The sequence below is a fragment of the Psychrobacter sp. JCM 18901 genome (assembly GCF_000586435.1).
Taxonomy (GTDB): Bacteria; Pseudomonadota; Gammaproteobacteria; order Pseudomonadales; family Moraxellaceae; genus Psychrobacter.
This window is the reverse complement of record NZ_BAWH01000005.1, coordinates 120,811-141,805: the sequence shown is the minus strand read 5'-3', so window position 1 is coordinate 141,805 and position 20,995 is coordinate 120,811. Positions and strand designations below refer to the sequence as shown.

The 20,995-nt window shown below is 44.1% G+C and carries 18 protein-coding genes and 3 pseudogenes; 6 read left to right on the top strand and 15 right to left on the bottom strand.

Translation table 11 applies throughout. The annotated features are described in order from the left end of the window. Positions 1-95: 95 nt before the first annotated feature. From TT11_RS05975 to TT11_RS05965, 3 genes are read left to right on the top strand one after another with little or no spacing between them, the layout of a single operon-like run. The gene (locus TT11_RS05975) at positions 96-1,652 is read left to right on the top strand and encodes an NAD-glutamate dehydrogenase (RefSeq protein WP_261869525.1); all 1,557 of its coding nucleotides are present in this window, start codon (positions 96-98) and stop codon (positions 1,650-1,652) included. Beyond that, a complete protein-coding gene (locus tag TT11_RS05970) occupies positions 1,610-2,071 on the top strand; it encodes an NAD-glutamate dehydrogenase (protein WP_261869524.1) in 462 nt (153 codons plus the stop codon). The genes TT11_RS05975 and TT11_RS05970 overlap by 43 nt, the downstream gene beginning before the upstream one ends. After that, the gene (locus tag TT11_RS05965) at positions 2,062-4,941 is read left to right on the top strand and encodes an NAD-glutamate dehydrogenase (RefSeq protein WP_261869523.1); all 2,880 of its coding nucleotides are present in this window, start codon (positions 2,062-2,064) and stop codon (positions 4,939-4,941) included. The genes TT11_RS05970 and TT11_RS05965 overlap by 10 nt, the downstream gene beginning before the upstream one ends. Positions 4,942-5,043: 102 nt before the next feature. Here TT11_RS05965 and TT11_RS05960 read toward each other — a convergent pair whose 3' ends face one another. The 13 genes and pseudogenes from TT11_RS05960 to TT11_RS05910 form a co-directional block, all read right to left on the bottom strand. After that, on the bottom strand, positions 5,044-5,457 hold the full coding sequence (locus TT11_RS05960; protein ID WP_261869521.1) for an SbcC/MukB-like Walker B domain-containing protein: 414 nt from the start codon (positions 5,455-5,457) through the stop codon (positions 5,044-5,046). Further along, entirely contained in the window at positions 5,454-6,440 is a 987-nt protein-coding gene (locus TT11_RS05955) for a hypothetical protein (RefSeq protein ID WP_261869519.1), read from the bottom strand. Before TT11_RS05955 ends, TT11_RS05960 begins: the two co-directional genes overlap by 4 nt. Beyond that, complete coding sequence (locus TT11_RS05950; protein WP_261869517.1) at positions 6,367-7,194, bottom strand: hypothetical protein; 828 nt, start codon at positions 7,192-7,194, stop codon at positions 6,367-6,369. The genes TT11_RS05955 and TT11_RS05950 overlap by 74 nt, the downstream gene beginning before the upstream one ends. Next, positions 7,097-7,750 (bottom strand): hypothetical protein, encoded by a 654-nt coding sequence (locus tag TT11_RS05945; RefSeq protein WP_261869516.1) that lies wholly within the window; start codon positions 7,748-7,750, stop codon positions 7,097-7,099. The genes TT11_RS05950 and TT11_RS05945 overlap by 98 nt, the downstream gene beginning before the upstream one ends. Continuing rightward, on the bottom strand, positions 7,710-8,435 hold the full coding sequence (locus TT11_RS05940; protein WP_261869514.1) for a hypothetical protein: 726 nt from the start codon (positions 8,433-8,435) through the stop codon (positions 7,710-7,712). Before TT11_RS05940 ends, TT11_RS05945 begins: the two co-directional genes overlap by 41 nt. After that, entirely contained in the window at positions 8,419-8,880 is a 462-nt protein-coding gene (locus TT11_RS05935) for an AAA family ATPase (RefSeq protein WP_370587800.1), read from the bottom strand. Before TT11_RS05935 ends, TT11_RS05940 begins: the two co-directional genes overlap by 17 nt. A 140-nt stretch (positions 8,881-9,020) precedes the next feature. Continuing rightward, on the bottom strand, positions 9,021-9,143 hold the full coding sequence (locus TT11_RS17095) for a hypothetical protein (RefSeq protein WP_370587795.1): 123 nt from the start codon (positions 9,141-9,143) through the stop codon (positions 9,021-9,023). A gap of 5 nt (positions 9,144-9,148) precedes the next feature. Next, the gene (locus tag TT11_RS17090) at positions 9,149-9,595 is read right to left on the bottom strand and encodes an exonuclease SbcCD subunit D C-terminal domain-containing protein (protein ID WP_370587794.1); all 447 of its coding nucleotides are present in this window, start codon (positions 9,593-9,595) and stop codon (positions 9,149-9,151) included. 52 nt (positions 9,596-9,647) lie between these two features. Continuing rightward, positions 9,648-10,652: an exonuclease subunit SbcD gene (gene sbcD / locus TT11_RS17085; RefSeq protein WP_370587793.1), complete on the bottom strand. Its 1,005-nt coding sequence runs from the start codon at positions 10,650-10,652 to the stop codon at positions 9,648-9,650. A gap of 152 nt (positions 10,653-10,804) precedes the next feature. Continuing rightward, a pseudogene (cysG, locus tag TT11_RS05925) lies at positions 10,805-12,446 on the bottom strand (siroheme synthase CysG). 394 nt (positions 12,447-12,840) lie between these two features. Then, positions 12,841-13,479: a phosphoadenosine phosphosulfate reductase family protein gene (locus TT11_RS05920; RefSeq protein ID WP_101205909.1), complete on the bottom strand. Its 639-nt coding sequence runs from the start codon at positions 13,477-13,479 to the stop codon at positions 12,841-12,843. 20 nt (positions 13,480-13,499) lie between these two features. Continuing rightward, positions 13,500-14,129 (bottom strand): DUF934 domain-containing protein, encoded by a 630-nt coding sequence (locus TT11_RS05915; RefSeq protein WP_261869512.1) that lies wholly within the window; start codon positions 14,127-14,129, stop codon positions 13,500-13,502. After that, positions 14,122-15,806, bottom strand: a pseudogene (locus TT11_RS05910) (nitrite/sulfite reductase). The gene TT11_RS05915 and the pseudogene TT11_RS05910 overlap by 8 nt, the downstream one beginning before the upstream one ends. A 343-nt stretch (positions 15,807-16,149) precedes the next feature. On the opposite strand from TT11_RS05910, the gene sat reads away from it, so the two are divergent. After that, complete coding sequence (gene sat / locus TT11_RS05900) at positions 16,150-17,412, top strand: sulfate adenylyltransferase (RefSeq protein ID WP_261869508.1); 1,263 nt, start codon at positions 16,150-16,152, stop codon at positions 17,410-17,412. A gap of 249 nt (positions 17,413-17,661) precedes the next feature. Here the strand turns inward: sat and TT11_RS05895 are convergent, their stop codons facing one another. After that, positions 17,662-17,835 (bottom strand): hypothetical protein, encoded by a 174-nt coding sequence (locus tag TT11_RS05895; protein ID WP_261869507.1) that lies wholly within the window; start codon positions 17,833-17,835, stop codon positions 17,662-17,664. Then, on the bottom strand, positions 17,835-18,089 hold the full coding sequence (locus TT11_RS05890) for a hypothetical protein (protein WP_261869506.1): 255 nt from the start codon (positions 18,087-18,089) through the stop codon (positions 17,835-17,837). Before TT11_RS05890 ends, TT11_RS05895 begins: the two co-directional genes overlap by 1 nt. A gap of 360 nt (positions 18,090-18,449) precedes the next feature. On the opposite strand from TT11_RS05890, the gene TT11_RS05885 reads away from it, so the two are divergent. Both TT11_RS05885 and TT11_RS05880 read left to right on the top strand, forming a co-directional pair. Further along, the gene (locus TT11_RS05885) at positions 18,450-19,577 is read left to right on the top strand and encodes a sulfate ABC transporter substrate-binding protein (RefSeq protein WP_261869504.1); all 1,128 of its coding nucleotides are present in this window, start codon (positions 18,450-18,452) and stop codon (positions 19,575-19,577) included. Between the two features lie 268 nt (positions 19,578-19,845). Continuing rightward, positions 19,846-20,941 (top strand): annotated as a pseudogene (locus tag TT11_RS05880) (sulfate ABC transporter substrate-binding protein). Positions 20,942-20,995 lie beyond the last annotated feature (54 nt).

Here is a 20,995-nt window from a genome sequence, read left to right as displayed (position 1 = left end):
TTGCACCAATGATGAATATGCAGTAACAGTAGTCAATCTAAATCGATAAACTTAAATAAATGTTAAACCAAATCTATAAAAAAAGGACGCAGGAAATGCCAAACTCCCTCAGTATCGCAAAAGAGCGCATTAGCCAGATAAGCGATATTGCTACCAGTTATGTACAAAAAGACAAATCGCTATTTGATCATTTTATTCATAGCTATTATCAGCCGCTGCATCAAGAAACTGCAGAGGCGATTAGTAATGCTGACTTGGCGGGCATGGCGCTACATCACTTTACACTACTCAAAGCTTACGACGGTAGCAAGCCGCAGCTGACAGTACTAAACCCAGCAGCAGAAGAGCAGCACTTTCACAGCTCGCACACTGTCATTCAAATCGCAGCTTATGATAGACCGTTCTTAGTTGATACGATTTTGATGAGCCTAGAAGCTGAAGGTATCGATGTTCATCGTACTTACAACATCATTATCAGTGTTGAGCGTGATGACAATGGTGATATCACCCATATCGAAGGCGCACATGAAAGTGCCACTTCACATATGTCATTGATTCATTGTGAAATTGCTTACCAAGACAACGAAGACTTGGAAGCGCTGCAACAAATGCTGATGTCAAAAATTGACACGCTTGATACAGTCGTTGGTGACTGGAAACAGATGCGTGCACAGCTAAACGACATCAAAACTGAGCTTTCAACTAAGCCGCTACCAGAAGTATTCTACTCACAACAAGAAATCCAAGCGTTTTTAGATTGGATCTTAGACGATCACTTTATATTCTTAGGTTATCGTGAATACCGCTTGGAAGGTGGTCAGTCTATCGAAGTGACTTCTGAGCCGACCGATTTAGATTTATTTGCGATTGGTAACAGTGGTCTGGGTCTATTACGTGGTTCTGAGAAAGACAAGCTATCAGAAAGCTTTAGCCAGTTGCCTAGAGGCTTAAAGCAATTATTAACTGAGCCGCGCGTGTTGATGCTGTCTAAATCAAGCCGTGTATCACCTGTGCATCGTTCAGTATATATGGACTTTTTGGGCATTCATAAGTTCGATGATAATGGTAACCTAATTGGTGAATACCGCTTTATCGGTTTGCTTACATCACAAGCCTATCAGCTGACTGTACAGCAAATACCGCTATTGCGCGAAAAAGCCAATAAAATTATGGCGATGGCGGACTTGCCACGTGACGGTCACGCTCATCACAAGATGATGCATGTGATTAACACCTTACCGCGTGATGATCTGTTCCAAGCCAGCGTCGAAGAGCTATACCCAATTGTTTCGGGCATTACTCAACTACAAGACAAAAAGAGCTTACGTCTATTTAGCCGTATTGACCATTATCAGCGTTTTGTTTCGTGCTTGGTCTATATCCCGCGTGATAAGTTCAATACCGAGCTACGTATTAAAGTACAAAACGTCCTAAAAGACGCCTATAACGGTATGTCTTCAGGATTTACCACTGAATTCAATGAATCTGCGCACGCCCGCGTCCATGTCCATGTTCGTACAGTCCCAGGTCAGGTGAATGACGTTAATATCGCCACACTTGAAGCCAAATTATCAGCACTCATGCAATCATGGGATGATAATTATCAAAAATGCTACTCGACAATGTGGGTGAGCAACAAGCCAACGCTTTAAATCGTCGCTTTTTAAACTATATCCCTGCTGCCTACCAAGAGCGTTTTGATGCTCGTACCGCAGTCGAAGACACGAAGCGTTTGGCGGGACTGACCGTAGAGCAGCCGATGCTTTGGCACTTATACCAGTCGACAGGCGATGCACGTAACCAGCTCCACCTAAAGCTATACGGTCGCGAGCAGCCGGTTATCTTGTCAAAAGTATTGCCAATACTTGAAAACTTTGGTGTGTCAGTTATCTCAGCACAGACTTATGAGTTTGACTTGCCAGAGCAGCCTATCTGGATGCAAGAGTATGAACTGACCCTAGAGCATGTCGATACGGTCAATATGCAAGTCGTGCGTGGTCAGTTCGAAGACAGCCTCAAGCAAATCTGGCAGGTCGTGTTGAAAGCGATTCATTTAATGAATTGGTATTAACGACTAAGCTCGACACTTACGATGTCGTCGTATTACGTGCGCTGTCTCGCTATATGCTACAAGCTCGTGCGCCATTCTCCAGTGCTTATATTCAGCAAACTGTGGTCAAAAACAGTGATATCAGTGTCGCGTTAGGTAGTTTGTTTGACGCACGTATGAATCCTAAGTATAGCCTCGATACGCGTCAAGAAAAGGCTGCTACCATTCAAGAGCAAATCACCGCTGCGCTAGCAGATGTAGATAGTCTAGACGAAGATCGTATCTTGCGCTGGTACTTAGATTTGATTAATGCGATGGTACGTACCAACTTCTATCAAGTTGATAGTGATGGTCAGCGCAAAGATCGTCTGTCATTTAAGTTCTTGGCAGCAGACATTCCAAACTTGCCTAAACCAAAGCCAATGTTTGAGATATTTGTGTATTCACCACGCGTCGAAGCTGTGCACTTACGTGGCGGCAAAGTCGCTCGCGGTGGTCTGCGCTGGTCAGATCGTATGGAAGATTTCCGTACCGAAGTACTTGGCCTTGTCAAAGCACAGATGGTCAAAAATGCAGTAATCGTCCCTGTAGGCTCTAAAGGCGGATTTATTGTAAAAACCAAGAGCATGGCTGATGGTCGTGAGGCATTCCAAGCAGAAGGTATCGCTTGCTATCAGACATTCTTACGCGGCATGCTTGATGTCACAGACAATATTGTAGATGGCAACATCGTCCCGCCAGCCAACACGGTACGTCATGATGAGGACGACCCGTACTTGGTTGTCGCAGCAGACAAAGGTACAGCTACTTTCTCTGATATAGCCAACGCGCTAGCAGCAGAGTACAACTTCTGGCTAGATGATGCCTTTGCATCAGGTGGGTCAGTAGGTTATGACCATAAAGCAATGGGTATCACCGCTCGCGGTGGTTGGGAGTCGGTCAAACGTCACTTCCGTATGCGCGGTATGGACATCCAAAACCGTGATGACTTTACCGTTGTCGGTATTGGTGACATGAGTGGGGATGTGTTCGGTAATGGTATGCTGCTATCAACGCATACTAAGCTCGTTGCTGCCTTTAACCATTTGCATATCTTTATTGATCCTAATCCGGATACTGCTGCTTCTTATGCAGAACGTGAACGCTTGTTTGAAATGCCACGCTCTACGTGGGATGACTACGAAAAGTCGCTTATCAGTCAAGGTGGCGGCGTGTTCTCACGTCAAGATAAGAGCATCACTATCAGTGCTGAGATGAAAGAGCTGTTCGATATCAGTGAAGATAGCCTTGCGCCTAATGAGTTGATTAGTGCATTACTAAAATCGCCTGTTGATCTCATCTGGAACGGTGGTATCGGTACTTACGTGAAAAGCGCAAACGAAAGTCATGCCGATGTCGGTGACCGCGCTAATGACGCCGTCCGTGTCAATGGTGGCGAGCTGCGTACGGCAGTCGTGGGGGAAGGTGGTAACTTAGGCTTTACTCAGCAAGGGCGTATCGAATACGCACAAACGGGTGGTCGTATTTATACTGACGCTATTGACAATTCAGGTGGTGTAAACTGCTCAGATCATGAAGTCAACATCAAAATCCTACTCGGCAAAGTGGTCGAGCAAGGCGATATGACGCTGAAGCAACGTAATGAATTGCTTGAAAGTATGACTGATACCGTTGCAGAGCTGGTATTGCGCCAAAATTATTTACAACCACAAGCGATTGAGCTCAGCCATATTCGTGCCGCAGCCAACCTGAGTGATCATCAGCGCTTTATTCAGATGCTAGAGAGTGAAGGGCGTCTGGATCGTGCAATTGAGTATCTACCATCAGACGAAGAGATTGCGAAGCGCCAAAAAGCAGATACTGGTCTGACCAATCCTGAGCTAGCAGTCGTCTTGGCTTATGGCAAAATGTGGGTTTATGACAATCTACTCTTATCTGATTTACCAGATGATCCGTACTTTATCAATGAGCTACGTAAGTACTTCCCAGATGAGCTTGCGTCACGCTTCTTTGACGAGATGACTGAACACCGTTTGCATCGCGAGATTATCAGTACTTACTTGACCAACAGTGTGGTCAACCGCTTAGGTATTGAAGCGCTATTCCGTCTCTTTGAGGAAACCGATCAATCACTAGCTACTATCGTACGTGGTTATGCGATTAGCCGTGATGTATTCAACGTATCGCGCGCTTGGAAAGCACTTGAAGCTCTAGACAATCAAGTTGAGGCGACGTTACTGCTGAACCTTGAGCTACGTCTACGTGATTCACTGGAGCGCGGTGTGGTCTGGTTTATCAATGCCTTCGGTCAAAACTTGCAAGTCGCTGATATGATTAGCCGTTTCAGTGAAAGCGTAGAAAAACTGACTAAGCCAAGTGGTTTTATCGAGCAGCAGTTTGCACAATATCTGCAAGAAGATACCAAGCACTTGATGCAAAAAGATCTGTCTGATAATGACGCTACGCTATTTGCGATGCTACCGTACCATGTCGATGCGCTTGATGCTGCATTGCTTGCTGAGCAATATGAGCGTCCTGTCGATGAGATTGCAACTTTATACTTCGAAGCTTATCAAGTGTTGCAGTTAGACTGGATGATGGAAAATATTGCGAGCCTACCACAACAAGACTATTGGGATCGCCGTGCTCGCCATGCGTTAGTGAACGAGCTATCACGCAGCTTGCGCCTATTAATGGATGCGGTACTCTCAAAACCAGATGCTAAGCAAGCATTTAGTGAATGGAGAGCAAGACACGTCGATCAGCTTGCAGCAGTCACCACAGAGATGAATAAGTTAGATGAGCTGCATAGCAACGATGAAGAAGGTCAAATCGGTCTTTCAACGTTGTCAGTATTAATGAGTGAGCTTAGTGGTTTAGTAACTAAGTAATGAAATAATATCAAACTGAAACTGTCGCACAAAAAAACCACCGTCCTTCATGTTCGGTGGTTTTTATTGTCTAAAAAAAATGGTTTAAGTGATTAACCTAACTTATGATACTTTTTCACTGACGACTTTATGACACCCTTGACCACTGATTCGGCTGAATCCGCCCGAGAGCTTTTCAACTTTAATTTGGGTTAAAATGCGATCTTTTAGCGCCTGAACATGGGATATCACCCCGATTAATTTACCTTCTTGCTGTAGATTGGTCAGTGTATCAAGCGCAATGTCTAAAGATTCCTCATCCAATGTACCAAACCCTTCATCCAAAAATAGCGAATCTACCCGAATATTTTGACTGGCCATCTGTGAGAGACCTAATGCTAATGCTAGGCTGATAATAAAACCTTCGCCGCCTGAAAGGTTTTTAGTACTACGAATTTCACCACCTTGATAATTATCAATTACATTTAGCTCAAGTGGACTATTATCATCACGAGCCAGCAAATAGCGATCGCTCATTTTTGCAGCTGCGTATTGGCTTGAGTGACCATGAGATCGAAGGTAAGTCCTTGAGCAAAAGTACGGAACTTTTTGCCATCAGATGAGCCAATCAATTTATGCAGTTGTTGCCAAACTTGCAGTTTATCTTTTTGGGCATTAATGGCATCAACCTGCGCCTGTTGGGTGATTTTCTTATCTTCATTGTCTTTTAAACGCTGACTGATTGCACCGATTGACTCAATTCGTTTGTTAAACTCATCTTGGGCTTGTGATTGCTGTTGGGCAAGCGTTCCTCTATCGTCTACTGTTAGCGGATTAGCTTGCTTAGCTTCAAGTGTCTTTTGGGTGTCTTCCAATAAAGACTGCGCTTGTCTTAGTGCGTAATCGATATGCTGTTGTTGCTGTTTAAGTGTATTGCGTTCATCGATGGGCAAGCGCGCCGCCAAAAATTCTGCTTCCGTATCAAAGCTGGAGGTGGCAAGTGTGTTATTAAATGCAGTATGTTGCGTGTCTAAGGTTTGCGTAGCTGCTTCGATACGATTGGCTAAGTTTTCTTGCTGCTTTATGAGCTGTTGCAAATTATACGTCTCTTTATCCAGTTGTCGTTGGGCAACACTGTGCGCCTCTTGTGCTTGCTCTAGAGTGTCTCTAAGCGTACGCTCAGCTGCTTCTAGGTCGGCCGCCTCAAAAACCTCTGCGCGTTCGTCTTGAAACTGGGTTAGTGCAGCTATTTGTTTATTCTTCGCTTGCATTAGACTGTTAAGCGAATCGGTATCTTTTTTTAGCTGTGCTTCTTTATTCTCAATATATGCTTTTATGCGTTCAAGGTCGCTCTGTATTGTCTGCTGTTTGTCCTTATCTTCAGCGAAAGCGTCTTTTAGCTGTACGAGGGCGCGGCGCTGCTGACGTAGTTCTTCAAGATAACTATCATAATCTGCATTGCTCAGAATTTTTTTGCTGTTTAATGCTAGCCGATAACAACTGTAGGTTCTCGGGCGCACGTTGCAAGGTGCTCAGCGCCTCTGTCGGATAGCTACTGGCAGCATAAGGGTCAATACGCTGCAAAATGGCGGTAATGAGCGTTTGTAGTTCAGCAAAGTTCTCTGTGATTTTATTGTCAATACCCGTTATATTACTTTCGGTAATGGTGATTTTGTATCTCTGCTCAGTGATATCATTTGCTAGTACTTGCTGGTCTTGTGACGCCGTCTCTAGCGTCTTACGCAAACGGCTCATATCTTCAAGAAGTCTGTCGTAGAGTGCTAACGAATCTTTGATACGGTCTTTATATGTCGCTAATTTGTTTTTGCTGGCGGTAAGCACTGGCACGATATCGTTATCACTACCCAACGCCAGTAACGGTTGTATCAAGTTGGCAATAGTACTGTCAGCTAAGTTTTCATCATTCATCTGCTGGCTGATGACATACAGCAGTTCTGTTATGGCGGTATCATGCTGCTGTATTTGCGCAGTGAGTTCGGCTTGCTGATTTTTTTTACTCGCAAGCGTACTTTGTTTACTTGCCTGCTCAATCTGCTGGGCAGTGATGCTTTTATTCAGCTCGGTAATTTGTTCATCTAAAACACTAATATACTGCGCTAATTGGGAGTTTTCGTCATCGGGTAAAAGGTGCGGGTGATTTTGAGCGTAAGGGTGCTCAAGCGCACCGCATAGAGGACAAGGTGTACCGTCTTGTAAATCGGCAATATAGTTCTCTAGCGCCGCAACCTTTTGTTGTAGTTGTAGCTGATTCAATTTGTCTTGGTGCTTTTCTTGCGTACTTTTGAGGCTTGCTTTTTTTCGTTGTAATCAACTTTTCATAGCCATTGATTTCACTCTCTAGCTGCTCGATGTGACTGGTGATTTGTATCACTTGTGCGTTAAGGTCACGGCGCTGCTGGTCATGAAAGCGCAGCTGATCGAGCTGCTGGCTAGTGCTGTCTATCTGCTCTTGTGTCTCACGCATCTGTGTGACCGATTGCGCTTGAATCAGCTCGCTTTGTGCTTTTTTTAGTGCGATTAATTGCTTTTGGGTGACTTCATTTTTATCACTTTGTGCTTGTTGGCGTTGCTGTTGTACTACCAATGCGGTTTTGTATTCTTCTAATTCACGTGTTTGGCGTATCTTGTCTTGCGAAAGCACTGAATTTTGATGTATTACCGCTTTTAGGCGACTGCACTTTTCATCAAAAATGGCAATATCGCCGTCTAAATAGCTTAAATTATCAGTACCGGTAAGTTTTTCGGTCAATTGCGCGCTTTGGTTTTCTTTATCTATGGCAATGCTTTTTTTGCGCGGCAATATTTTCAAGCAGTTGCTCAGCGTCTGCCTGAAGTGTGTCATGTCTGACACGTGTATCGTTTAAAGCGCGACGTTGCTGGTCAATCTCGTTGTCGAGGTCACGTGCTTTCTGAATTTTAGGCCGTGCAATTTGCATTGTGTTTTCTGCATCTTGACGCTGTGTTAGTTGCTTCTCTAGCTGTGTGCGAGCGCTTTTTGTGAGTGCTTGCTGCTTAGGTAAGTCATATTCGAGCTGCGCTTTTTCTCGGCTTAATTCGTTAACGTGCTTGCGGGTAGATGATAACTCACCAAACTGACTATCAATCTCCAACGCCTTATTAGCAGCGGTCAAGCGTTTGGCATTAGGGATAAAGTCTTGCTGAGCCTGCTGAGCCTGCGCTAGATCATTTTGATAAGTATTCAGTTTTTCTTTCGATTCTGTGACGCTATCTAGCCACTTTATCTTTTCGACCAAATCTTGAATTTCTCGCTGCTGCGTACTCTGGGTCTTTTGATATGACTGCAAATCGGCTCTTAATTGACCTTCTTCTTCGGTATTTAAAAGCATCAACCCGTCTAAACCATATTGCAGTTTACTCAATATCTCTTCTTCAGTGCGTTTTTTATTATGAACCTGTGTGGAGATAGTTGCGTAAATATCAGTGCCCGTAATTTTCTCTAAAATATCGGCACGCTCGTCAGCTTTTGCCTTCAAAAAAAGCTGAAAAACTGCCCTGAGCCAGCAATATAGAGCGAGTGAACTGTTGAAAATCCATCCGAGTCAGTTCAATTATTTTATTTTTGGTATGCTTTAAGGTACTCTCTAACAGCTCATCTTTTTTTGACGAGTCATCAACGTTTATCTTAGCAATTTCATGAGTTGCGTCTTGCAGATTGCCATCTGCCTTATTATAAGCACGGCGCTGTCCCCAACGGCAGCGGTACTGCTCACCATTTAAATCAATCACGACTTCAGCGAAGCATTCCGCTGTTTGCCGCGTCATTACTTCATTGCTGCTTTTGCTGATACTGTTGATCCTTGGTGTTTCACCATATAGCGCCAGACAAATCGCATCCAATATGGTGGTCTTGCCAGCGCCAGTCTGTCCTGTGATCGCAAAGATACCTTCATTGGTAAAAGCGGTGTCAGCAAAATCAATGTGCCATTCGCCTTTTAGGGAGTTGAGGTTTTTTTAGTCTGAGTTCGATTAGGCGCATGGATAAGTCTTAATATTGGTAATAGCCGCAATTGCGAAAAATTGAGAAAGATAAGGAAGTATGGTATGAAATATCACTTTTATTATTCTGCCTGTTTGTCTTCATGACGTAAGTTATAAAGTATCTGACCATAGGCATCACGCAACGAGTCTTTTTGTGAGTCAGGTATGTCATTGAGCGTCAAGCAGCGCTCAAATACTTCCATCTCATTCAAGTCCTGCAAGTTCTCAGATGTTTGCTGCTGATTGAGGACTTTATTATAAGTACGAGTGTTTTTTTTATCTTAAGCACTTCACATGGCAACCCTTCTACCATTGCTTGCACTTGCTCACGCAAATCACTGACGATTTCGTCACCTGTATAGACAATCTCTAGCCAAATAGAGTCCGATTGTGTAAGCGCTTGAATGGTTTGTTCAATTGTGGTTAGGTCACCAGATATTTGCGCCAATTGTTGGAACTTTGGAATGGGTAGGGATACTACTTGCATCTGATTAGCGTCATCGCGATGTAGAATTTTATTGCTATTCACGGCGTCAGTAGAAGTTTCTCGAATGCTTTTATATTGCTCAGGCTGAATAGGAGTATTTTCTACGACAGTAGATTTTTTAACTTCCTCATCTTCTAATGGCTCATCAAAGCCAAACAAGTCATCCATGAAAGGCAGTTCCTGACTAGACACTTTTTTTTAGCGGTTTTTTTCTGCTAATTTATCTACTGATTTTTTTCACTTGGGCGACTTCAATGTCAGCAGCTGTATCGATAGCATGAGGAGTAATACTATCAGGTGCGACGTTTAACCCTAAAATGTCGTTATCAAAATGCTCTGCGGCACCAAACTGTACCAGCAATACTTGCTTTTGCTGTTTGGCCTCTCCGAAACCCATCGCGATGGGTGAGCCTGAATAGCGAATACTCTCACGACCGCCAACGCGCTGCGGTACGTGCAAATGCCCAAGAGCGACATAATCAAAGCCATCATTGAACATATCGGCAGATATTTTACCTAGTGAGCCGACATAGAGCTCGCGTACACCGTCACCCTCAGTTGTTTTGCCACCAGACGCGAATAGATGCCCTGTGGCGATGATAGGAATATATCGCTGATGCGTTTTGTTTAAGTCAGCTTGCTTAGTCTTCGCAATGTCTGCGACATTGTCATAATGCTCGCAAATACCAGCGATAACATTGGCGTCTTTGCTATCTGCGGACTCGCCAGCGCTACTGCTACGTACATCCCGATCGCGCAAATAGGGTACAGCAGCAATAATACAATGAGGGTTGTTGTTGTCGTCATCACCCAAGACCAATACTTCATCTTCCAAGTCATCACAAGCAGTGCCAATCACATGGACGTTCAAAAACTTAAGCACATTGCTTGGCGCGTCTAAAAATGTCGGTGAGTCATGATTCCCTGCGACAATAACCACATGCTGACAGCAGGAGCGTGAGACCTTACCCAAAAACTCATAATACAGCGCTTGGGCTTTATTGCTTGGGGTCATGGTATCGAAGATATCACCTGCGACGATCAATATATCTACTTGCTGTGCGCTGATGGTGTCTTGTAGCCAATGCAGGAATAACTCAAACTCTTCATAGCGAAGACGCCCATATAGGCGTCGCCCCAAGTGCCAGTCTGAGGTATGCAATATGGTCAAAGGTTTCATTTGCGTGGTCAAAGAAGAAGACAAGCTAGCATCAGGTATGGGCATAAGTAGACTATGATTATGAGCAGTAGAAAGTCTTCATTCTAGCAAGAATCGTTGAGATTTGCGCTGTTGCCAAAAGAAAACCCTACCAATAATATACTGGTAGGGTTTTCTTCTTATTTGAGACTCATCGTTTTGCAGGTTAGCAGTAAGCGCTAGTCAACAATCAATTGCTCCAGACCATCTCCTTGCTGTGTTGCAAGATTTGCGACCATCGATAGGGCATGTGCTTGTTGGTCTATCGGTTGTTTTACTGCTTCACCTCTTGAGCCTTCACGCAACCAATTTTTAGCTATATCATCGCTGTTTTGACTGTGCTGCTGATTTTGTAAATTATACCAAGCCAAATCATGATGCAAGCTGACCACGTCGCCCATGATGAGAAGGGCAGGCGTTGGCAATTGTGCTTGTTCTTGTTTGGCAACAATCGTTGCAAGCGTACCTGTCAATACTTGCTGATTGGACATACTCGCATTAGAGACGATAGCAATCGGCGTCTCGCTACTACGACCAGCGTCAACCAAGCCTTCAGTCAAACGTGCCAGCGAGTGCAGACCCATATAAAATACGACCGTCTCATCAGTATTTAAGAAACTCTTAAAGTTACTGTTAGGTGCACCAGCTTTCAAAAATCCTGTCACAAAACGCACTGATTGTGAATGGTCACGGTGAGTGAGCGGAATGCCTGCATAGCTAGCAGCGGCATTGGCTGCAGTGATACCCGGTACGACTTGATATGGCACATTATGTGCCCGCAGGCTTTCGATCTCTTCGCCGCCACGTCCAAAGATAAATGGATCGCCACCTTTTAAACGCACCACACGGCGACCTTGTTTGGCATGATTGACGAGCAGCTCATTGATGCCTAATTGCGCAACTGTATGATTGCTGCGTTTTTTACCGACGAATACTTTGTCAGCATCACGGCGGCATAAGTCTAAGACCTGCGGTGAGACTAAAGCATCATAAAACACCACGTCCGCTTGTTGCATTAGACGCAGTGCTTTAAAGGTTAAAAGTTCTGGATCACCAGGGCCTGCGCCAACAATATAGACTTCACCAATGGCTGGTAACTCTTTTTCTGGCTCATGCGATGCGACGGGCTTGATAGCATCTGACTCTCTAACCGAGTCTGTATCGTCGCTTTTCTTACTGATAGCAGCGGCAGTACTATCCAAATCAGCTTGCAGTTGTGCAGTCGCTTCAGTTTCATTACCGGCGAACATTAGCTGACTGACTTGGCCTTCAAATGCGCGCTCCCAAAACTGACGACGGCCAGTAAGCGTTGGTATCTTGGCTTTTACCTCACTGCGGAATTCACCTGCCAGCTTGGCTAATTTTCCATAGCCTTGCGGGATTAATGTCTCAAGGCGTGCCCGTAATAGACGTGCCAATACTGGCGCTTTACCATTTGATGAGATACCAATCACAATGGGATTGCGATCGATAATGGCTGGAAAGATAAAGTCACATAAATGCGGGGTATCGACCACATTGACTGGAATGTTTAGCTCAGTCGCATCTGCATGAATTTGGTGGTTCAGCGTCTCATCGTCAGTCGCGGCAATGATTACCCGTGCGCCTGACATATAGGTTTTATTATAGTTCTCATAGATAAATTCATGTTTGCTGTCAGTGAGTAAGGCTTGTAGCTCGTGGCTGATATCGGGTGCAAGTATAGTGATACAGGCGCCTGCACGGCTGAGCAAGTCCGCTTTACGCAGTGCCACTTCGCCGCCGCCCACGATAAGCACTTTACGGTCTTCTAATTTAAAAAAATAGCGGGAAGGTGTTCATAATGTCACCATATATTTAATTGTTTATTATAAAAGGTAGAAAAGATATAAGGAATGTCGCCATTATGAGGTATCACAGGCACACTCTCACCTAGTGAATTGGCATTAGTATATTCGTTTTTGAGATATTAATTCATATTTTAGCTAATAATAGGAATAGCGGTAAGTTTTTGATATATAGTCAGAGAACTAGTAAAAGGCTACGGCGTTGCTCTCCCTAGAGGTACTATTTGTACAATCTGCAATCGACTGCCTTGTACCCATTTTAGATTTTTTTTGACTTATAGATAGAACAGGGTATAAAAAATCCCGCTTAATGACTCTATTAAGAGCCAAGCGGGATTTTTATTTATACAGCCATTGTTCAACAAACAATAGCTACAGTCAGCAACTTACTACAACTGCGTGTGCAGACCGCACTCACGGCTTTCTTCTACTTTAGTTGGATCAAAGTAGTCATGCTCGTTTGGCAAGTTGTGCTCATCTAAGTACACGTCTAGATCAGCATCTGTTTTTTCAAACAATGGCGCTACCTTTAGTACGCCGTCTTTTGATAAGCTAAGTACATCAAGACCTTGGCGGAACTCAGTTTGGTCTTTACGAATCGCGTTAAACCATACGTCAGGCTTTAGCTCAGCAAGGGCGCGGCGGAATGGCTCAAGTTTCACTTGTTCAGTGAACTCGCCATGTTGCGGGTTGTCAATGCCTGGGATACCATTCATGGTGGCGTCACGATGGGCAGCGGTTTGTTTTGGAATATACGTCACGACGTTGAGATCAAGATCACGAATCAATTTGTTGGCAAACTGATAGGTCGCATCGGTGTTATAGCCTGAATCTACCCACAATACCGTGATGTCAGGGCGCTGCTTGGCAACCAAATGCAAGATCGCTGACTCATAAGGACGGAAGTTGGTGGTGATGATTGGGTTTTTGGCTTGCGTCAATGCCCACTCAACGATTTGCTCAGGTGATTTACCTTGCAAATCTTGGTTTGCTTGGTCGATATCTAGGTTTGGGTGTAATTGGCTCATAATACATTCCTTAATAATTGTTAATATAAAAATAGCGATTTGATAGTGAATAATAAAATCAGTTTTTTTGAGAACATCGGTAATGCTGAAGCGTCTCGACCATCATAGCTACTGGCTAGGGCAGTGAAGGCTTGGCTAATATCAGATTTAGCATCATGCTCATTGAGTACAAAGCTGGTCGCACCAGCGCGCAGCAAATAAGCGATTTGATCACGACCAAACGCGCCTGCCATGCGAATATCACCTTCATAACCAAGCTGACGCAGGGTCTGTGCAAAACTAAAACCGCGACCGTCTACAAAACTTGGGACATGAATGACGATCAAGTCTTGCGTCAATAAAAAGTCTTTTACATCAGGCAGATCATCAGCATCGGTGTTGGATGTGATCCACACACCCAATCGGCTGCTGTGCTGCTTGAAGATATCCAATACTTGCTCTAGCAAACCGTTTGCCAGTTTGCCATCAGCATTTAATAAATCTGCTAGTGGGACAAGTACATCAACTTTTTCTTGTTTGTGTAACAGCTCAAGCAAGGTCAGGCTTGATAACGCGATACCGTCAGGCAGCTGCGCTGTCGCTAGCGCTTGCCAAGTATCTTCGCCACTGATGTCTGCGCCATGGCTATCAAGCACATGATGATTAGCCATAGACCTTCTCCTTAAAGGGGGCGATACCAACGCGGTCAATCACGTCACCAAAACCCTCAACATCTTGTTCGTTAGTGCCGCGTATATCGAGATACACATCTAAAATGGTTTGTAGCGTGCTGGCCACATCATCCGCTGGCACCGCTTTTCCTAAGATTTTGCCCAATTTGGCGTCATTACTAGAGTTACCGCCAAGGCTAATCTGATACCAGTGCTCGCCTTTTTTTGTCCACACCCAAGATGCCGATATCACCTGTGTGATGATGGGCGCAAGCATTCATGCAGCCTGACATGTTTAGGCGAATATCACCAAGATCATACAAGTAATCTAAATCATCAAACTGCTTTTCGATTTGTTCAGCGATGTTATGCGTCGTTGCATTGGCAAGCGAGCAGTAGTCCCAACCTGGGCAGACAATCATATCCGTTAGGGTGTTGATGTTTGCGCGCGCTAAATGCAATTCTGATAGCTGCTGCCACAATTCATAAAGCTCATTGGTTTGTACATCAGCGAAAACCAGATTTTGCTGATAGGTGCCACGCAATTCACCAAAGCTATGTTCATCAGCGAGGTCGGCGAGGGCGTCCATTTGCGACTCACTGATATCACCTGAAGGCACGTACTTACCATTGACCAACCCTGCTTTTAACGAAATCACCACGGCGCGATAACCTGCGATTTTATGGGCGACCGTATTTTGGTTATACCAATTGGCAAAGTCTTTATCAGCGTTTAATTGCTGCTGCAAGTCCGACTGTACTTGGAGCGCATCAAAGCTTAGATAATCAGGTTCGGTAAAATAACTACTGGCTTTGTCAAAGTTGGCATCGGTTAGAGTTAATGAGCCATCTTTGGTGTGTGCTTCCCATTCAGCGTCGACCAGTTTAGCAAAGGCAGGACCGCCCATGCTCTCGACTAATATTTTGATACGCGCTTTGAATTTATTATCGCGGCGACCATGCAGATTATAGACGCGCAAAATCGCATCTAAATAGCTGAGTAAATGATGGCGTGGTAAAAATTTATTAATGGTTTTGCCAATCACTGGCGTACGTCCTAAGCCACCACCAACGATCACTTCAAAGCCAAGCTCGCCTTCTTCATTGGTTTTTAAATGCAGTCCGATATCATGCACCTGCGTCGCTGCCCGATCATTGGCGGTACCAATGACGGCAATCTTAAATTTGCGCGGTAAAAAGGCAAACTCAGGATGAAAGGTTGACCACTGACGGATAATCTCACAATAAGGACGTGGATCGGCAATCTCTTCTTTATGGATACCCGCATAAGGATCCGTTGTCGTATTACGGATACAGTTACCTGAGGTTTGGATGGCATGCATCTGTACCGATGCCAGCTCCGCCAAAATATCTGGCACTTCTTCAAGTTTTGGCCAGTTCAGCTGCATATTGGTACGGGTGGTCATGTGCATAGCCTTTATCATACTTACGGGTAATCTCAGCCAATTTGCGTAGCTGATAGCTGGCAAGCAAGCCGTAAGGAATGGCGATACGGAGCATAGGCGCATAACGCTGGATATAAAGACCGTTCTGCAAACGCAGCGGCAAAAATTGCTCTTCTGGCAGCTCGCCTGCCAAAAACCGTTCGGTTTGGTCGCGAAATTGGGCAACTCGTTCCTCTACCAAAGTCTGGTTAGCGTAATTATATTGATACATGACGTAATCTCAGTTTTGTTTTTAATCTTAAAATCAGCGACGAAAATGATTTGCGTGTGTAATAGGTTTTATTGCCGTTCGCAATGTAAATAATTCAGCTATACATCATATAAGCTTGTAGCCAGAAACATAAATTCCTTTCAGACATATCCATATCCAAACACAGCATAAATTTTCATAACGAAAGTTAGGTAGCCTATGCGTATCAAATTTAATGCCCAGTCGCTAGTACGCTACTTATTATCTAGCGACGGCTTTCTTCTCAGTTTTGTACATTTAATCGCTTTTGCATTTTTGCTCATCTCTTCCAACCATTCTTTTTATAAGAGGTTTTAATAACTATATGTCTCAAACTCAAAGCCAAACCCAATCACAATTCAAATCAAAGCTGGTTCCACCACATGGTAGTGCAGAGCTTAAGCCACTATTATTAAACGGTGCAGCACGTGATCAAGCATTAGAGCTTGCCAGCACATTGCCGACCATCACTCTAAGCTCACGTGAGCGTGGTGATTTAATCATGTTCGGTATTGGTGGTTTTACTCCGTTAAATGGTTTTATGAATCAAGCGGACTGGCAGGGCGTGGTAGACAACATGCGTCTGCAAAGCGGTGAAAACGCTGGCTTGTTTTGGCCAATTCCTATCACTTTGTCTGCGCCAAAAGAAACTGCGGATAGTTTGAGTCAAGGTGACAAAGTAGCATTGGTCGCTCAAGATGGTGAAGTCATGGGTATCTTGACGGTAGAAGAGACTTATACCATCGATAAAGAGCACGAGTGTCAGCAAGTATTTACGACCACGGATTCAGAGCATCCAGGTGTTCAGCAAGTATTAAACCAAGAAGCCGTCAATATTGCCGGTAGTGTTGAAGTACTTAGCGAAGGTGAGTTCCCAACGTTATATCCAGAAATCTACAAAACGCCAGCAGAAACGCGCGCAATTTTGGATGCTAAAGGCTGGAAAACAGTGGCGGCATTCCAAACGCGTAATCCAATGCACCGCTCACATGAATATCTGGCCAAGATTGCGATTGAAATCTGTGATGGTGTATTGATTCATTCATTATTAGGCGCATTGAAACCTGGCGATATCCCAGCAGAAGTCCGTCAAGAAGCTATTAAAACGTTAATTGATAACTACTTTAGACAAGATACTGTTATCCAAGCAGGCTATCCGTTGGATATGCGCTATGCTGGCCCACGTGAAGCGTTACTACATGCACTATTCCGTCAAAACTATGGCTGTAGCCATCTGATTGTCGGTCGTGATCATGCTGGTGTTGGCGATTACTATGGTGCGTTTGATGCGCAAACGATTTTTGAACATGTTGGTAAAGACGACCTTATCACTCAGCCGCTCAAAATTGGCTGGACGTTCTGGTGTAATGCTTGTAATGCGATGGCCTCTGATAAGACTTGCCCGCATGACGCCTCTGAGCACGTTAAAGTGTCAGGTACTAAGCTGCGTAAAGCACTATCAGAAGACGAAGATGTACCAGATAACTTTAGCCGTCCAGAAGTATTACAGATTTTGCGTGACTACTATGCCGGCATTGCAAAAGAAGAGCGTGCTGAGGTGAAACTAACGGGTGCATCTGCTGTATAAAGACTCATCATCAGTATAAAAAACTTGTATTAAGCCAGTCGTAAAAAAGGTGTCAGACTTATGGTCTGGCACCTTTTTGTTTTTATCACTATTTTTAAAATGGAAAACAACTTAACGCATACTAGCGCTGTCTCTTAAATATCTAAACCTGCTGCCAGCTTTTTATATTCTCCAGCAAGAGAGCCACCACCTGAGCAAAAATAGTTCAGTGCATATTTATCTGAGCTGTCGATGACGAGAGTGTCACCCTTAAATTGGAAAAAAAGCCGTACTGTCATTTACCTTTGCCTGAAAAATCGTACCGTGAGCAGTATCTTGTCCCATGAGTGTTGCCTTACCATCGAAATGACAAGTAGGTTTTTTGATATCGCTGCGTGAGCGAACTTTAATGTCAATCTGTCGATCACCATCTGCTCGTACCATCACGCCAACCAATCATAGCCTTGTGCTCGTTTGTCGTAGTCGGCAGTAGCGTAATCCGCTGAAACCTTGTCTCCAAGAATATTGTTGTTACTCACTGGCATGGCTAGTGTTCCACTAGTGACTATTTTAACAGCGCTGTGACTATCACTATTCACCGTAGGCGACATACTATTACAGCCTGTTAAAGCAGCTAGGGTAGAGGTCATCATTATTAGCCCTACAATAGAACGAAATTGACGGTATGAAGTATTCATATAAGGGCCTTTGGTCAAGTAGGAGGGTAAGGTTTGCATAGTAGCGAGATGATGAAAGTATCATTGATACAGCAAACTTCATAACGTACAAATAATGGTACAGCCTACCCAAATCATAGTCTACTTAATAAACCTGCCAGCAGTTATTTACCTCGTTTTATGCTTGATGCTGTAAAACGATTGCTAGCCCCACTTATGCCAACTTCACTAGTCGATAAGCTAATTCGTCACTAAGCGTTTGCTATTTATGCTGCTAGCATAGCTTGCATCATCCCGACAACCGAACTCAAAAGATTGTAGGCTCTGTGATGATGGTCAAGATTTTGACAAAACGCTTCTAATACCTTTATCGAGAGCATCATGCAAAAAAAATTCCAACAAATCAGCATTGCTAGCATTCAATCAACTAATAATAAGCCTGTAAAAGCGCGTGTACTTGCCACCAGCGGCATGCTCGCAGCAGCGATGATAATGACAGGCTGCAGTCCAACAGAAGCGACGCAAAATGACGCGACGAATAATGCAAGTGGCGGGACACAGGATGTCAATCTACTCAACGTCTCCTATGATGTGTCTCGCGACTTTTATAAAGACTACAACACTTTATTCAGTACCGACTATCAGAAGACTCACCCAAATAGCAAAGTAAATATCAATCAATCACATGGCGGCTCTAGTAAGCAGGCGCTCTCTGTCGCCAATGGTCTACAAGCCGATGTAGTGACCTTTAACCAAGAGAGCGATATGAATCTGTTGGTGGAGAAAGGCTTGGTCGCTGCTGACTGGCAACAAGCACTACCAAATAATGCCGTGCCGTACACCAGCACCATGGTGCTACTGGTTCGCGCCGGTAATCCAAAAAATATCAAAGACTGGTCAGATTTGGCACGTAATGATATCGATGTGGTCATCCCGAACCCGAAAACCAGTGGCACGGCGCGTTATGCCTTCTTGGGTGCTTATGGTTATGGCTTGCACCAATTCAAAGAAAGCAGTAATGAAAACCCTGTAAAAACCAATGATTTTATCAAAAAGCTGCTGGCAAACGTGGTTACTTATGACAATGGCGCACGCGCTGCGACGACAAGTTTTACTCAGCGTGGTCTAGGTGATGTGTTGATCACGACCGAAAACGAAGCACATTTGACTGCCCAGCAATTTGCAAAGGGTAACGTTGATATTGTATACCCGAGCTATTCGATTACGATTGCCAACCCAGTAGCGGTCGTAACGGCAGTGACTGAGAAATCCGGTAAGACGGAAGCGGCTGGTACTTATCTAAAAGGCTTATGGGATAAGCCTGCCCAAGAGCTCATGGCAAAAATGTATATGCGTCCAAGTGATGAGAAAATCCTAGCTGCTCACAAAGATACTTTGCCTGATATTGAAACGTTTGAACCTGTGGCTGTGTTTGGCTCATGGGCAGAGATTATGGATGCTTTCTTTGTAGATGGCGGCCGCTTTGATCAGCTGGCAACCACGAATTAGTCGTTAATTCTCAGTTTATAGAACTATCTATCTTAGCCGCTTTCAATGAAACGCGGACAAGATAGATAGGGCGCATGCCAGTATTAAAACCATCAATAAACAAACAGTCAGTTATACATACAGATTCTTTTAACAACTTATTGATATATCTAGCTTTGTTTACTGGTTATTCCCTTTTGGCAATAACATACGCATATTCATCATTAAACATAATAAGATGGCGCTGTTAGCATACTTGCATTACACAACAGACATCTTTGAGGTATTTATGACAGACATAGCTCGTTATCAACAGAAAAGTAAAACTCTTAGTGCCTTGAGTATTGCTGGCGTTGCTTTGACTCTTGGTCTAGCTGGCTGTAGCAACAGTGAGACTACTGAGGCCGCAGCTGATGGTTCAGCGACGACAGAAGGGCAAAATATCGAGCTACTGAATGTCTCATACGATGTGGCACGTGACTTTTATAAAGACTACAACCCTCTGTTTGTGGAGCACTACAAAGCTGAGAACCCAAACAGCAATATCTTAATCAAACAATCACATGGCGGCTCAAGTAAGCAAGCATTGTCTGTTGCCAACGGTCTACAAGCCGATGTTGCTACCATGAACCAAGGCTCTGATATTGAGCTGCTTGAGAAAAAAAGGCTTGGTTGAGTCAGATTGGGAAAGCAAATTCCCAGACAACGCAGTGCCGTTTACCAGTACGATCGTATTTTTGGTACGTAAAGACAATCCAAAAAAACATCAAAGACTGGGAAGATTTGACCAAAGACGGTGTTGAGATTGTCATGGCCAATCCAAAAGTGACAGGTAACGGTCGTTATGCGTTCTTGGGTGCTTATGGTTATGGTCTACATGCTTTTAATAAAGATGAAACAAAAGCTAAAGGCTACGTAAAAGACATGCTAAAAAAATGTCAAAGTCTATGAAAACGGCGGACGTGCCGCGACAACGACTTTCGTACAGCGCGGTATTGGTGATGTGTTGGTCACGTTTGAAAACGAAGCCAACCTTGCAGCAACTGATTTTGGCGCGGGTCAAGTAGACATCGTTTATCCAAAATACTCAATCAAATCAGAAAGCCCTGTGGCAATTGTGAAGACGGTAACAGATAAAAAAAGGCACTACAGACGCTGCCAAAGCGTATCTTGATTACTTATGGAGTGAACCTGCTCAGCAACTAGCGGCCAATCTATATCTACGTCCTAGCGTTAAGAGCGTGCTTGACAAAAACGGTGACAAACTACCGCCAGTTGAGACTTTCCGCCCGAACGATGCCTTTGGTACGTGGGATGAGATCATGAGCACTTACTTCAGCGATGGCGGTGTATTTGACCAATTGGCAATTAACGCGCCTCAGTAATCACTTGCTAAGTACTTAGAGCAGCTACTGCGCTAACCACTGAAACGGATTAAC

Coding starts and splice junctions, on each gene's coding strand:
- TT11_RS05975 (WP_261869525.1), top strand. CDS start 96: ATGCCAAACTCCCTCAGTATCGCAAAAGAGCGCATTAGCCAGATAAGC.
- TT11_RS05970 (WP_261869524.1), top strand. CDS start 1,610: ATGCTACTCGACAATGTGGGTGAGCAACAAGCCAACGCTTTAAATCGT.
- TT11_RS05960 (WP_261869521.1), bottom strand. CDS start 5,457: ATGAGCGATCGCTATTTGCTGGCTCGTGATGATAATAGTCCACTTGAG.
- TT11_RS17095 (WP_370587795.1), bottom strand. CDS start 9,143: ATGGAAGTATTTGAGCGCTGCTTGACGCTCAATGACATACCTGACTCA.
- TT11_RS17090 (WP_370587794.1), bottom strand. CDS start 9,595: ATGGATGACTTGTTTGGCTTTGATGAGCCATTAGAAGATGAGGAAGTT.
- sbcD (WP_370587793.1), bottom strand. CDS start 10,652: ATGCCCATACCTGATGCTAGCTTGTCTTCTTCTTTGACCACGCAAATG.
- TT11_RS05920 (WP_101205909.1), bottom strand. CDS start 13,479: ATGAGCCAATTACACCCAAACCTAGATATCGACCAAGCAAACCAAGAT.
- TT11_RS05915 (WP_261869512.1), bottom strand. CDS start 14,129: ATGGCTAATCATCATGTGCTTGATAGCCATGGCGCAGACATCAGTGGC.
- sat (WP_261869508.1), top strand. CDS start 16,150: ATGTCTCAAACTCAAAGCCAAACCCAATCACAATTCAAATCAAAGCTG.
- TT11_RS05895 (WP_261869507.1), bottom strand. CDS start 17,835: ATGGTACGAGCAGATGGTGATCGACAGATTGACATTAAAGTTCGCTCA.
- TT11_RS05890 (WP_261869506.1), bottom strand. CDS start 18,089: ATGAATACTTCATACCGTCAATTTCGTTCTATTGTAGGGCTAATAATG.
- TT11_RS05885 (WP_261869504.1), top strand. CDS start 18,450: ATGCAAAAAAAATTCCAACAAATCAGCATTGCTAGCATTCAATCAACT.